This window comes from Pseudarthrobacter sp. C1, assembly GCF_034720455.1.
In the GTDB taxonomy this organism is placed as follows: Bacteria; Actinomycetota; Actinomycetes; order Actinomycetales; family Micrococcaceae; genus Arthrobacter.
In genome coordinates, this window is record NZ_JAYESK010000033.1 from 1 (window position 1) to 369 (window position 369).

Annotated in this window: 1 protein-coding gene; it reads right to left on the reverse strand. The window is 62.9% G+C overall.

Annotated features, from left to right (window positions below; genetic code table 11):
- Nucleotides 1-369 (reverse strand): amino acid permease (locus tag U7114_RS19335; protein ID WP_323058275.1); only part of this gene is annotated, 369 nt, incomplete at both ends.

Consider the following 369-nt stretch of genomic DNA (forward strand, 5'->3'; position numbering starts at 1 on the left):
AGCCGTTGACGGACATGGAGCGCAGGATGCGTCCGGTGGAGTAGAGGCCGGCGTTGAGGGAGGACAGGGCGGCGGTGAGGACGACGAGGTTCATGATGACGTCCACGCCTTGGATGCCGATGGAGCCGAAGAACGTCACGAAGGGGCTGACGCCCTTTTCGTAGGAGGTGTGGGGCAGCAGCAGGGCCAGGAGGATGACGGAGCCGACGTAGAACACGGCGATGCGGAAGACCACGGAGTTGATGGCTTTGGGCATGATTTTTTCGGGGTTTTCGGTTTCGCCGGCGGCGGTGCCGACGAGTTCGATGGAGGCGTAGGCGAAGAGGACGCCCTGCATGAGGATGATCATGGGGAGCAGGCCGTTGGGGA